This is a genomic window from Saezia sanguinis (genome assembly GCF_003991585.1).
Classification (GTDB): Bacteria; Pseudomonadota; Gammaproteobacteria; order Burkholderiales; family Burkholderiaceae_C; genus Saezia; species Saezia sanguinis.
Window position 1 is genome coordinate 1 of record NZ_PQSP01000216.1, and the last position, 235, is coordinate 235.

Consider the following 235-nt stretch of genomic DNA (forward strand, 5'->3'; position numbering starts at 1 on the left):
GTCGCGGCGGGCCGACCACCACCGTACGGCCCGCTCCCGCGGCGGCCAGTGCGGTTTCCAGCATGGACCGCCCGCCCACCACGAGCCCTGGTTTGTCGACGCCACCCATACGACTGGCCCGGCCCCCGGCGAGCACGATCACGTCCGGGGCAGGCGCGGAATTCGGCATAACTCTCATGCTATGCGCCGTCTGGGACGATCTCCCGGCTCGGTGACCGCTTCACCGGATCAGAAC

At 70.2% G+C, this 235-nt stretch carries 1 protein-coding gene; it reads right to left on the reverse strand.

The features are described 5' to 3' along the window. A partial coding sequence (locus CUZ56_RS16435) for an NTP transferase domain-containing protein (RefSeq protein WP_204250989.1) occupies positions 1 to 178 on the reverse strand: 178 nt, incomplete at its 3' end. Positions 179 to 235: the final 57 nt, after the last annotated feature.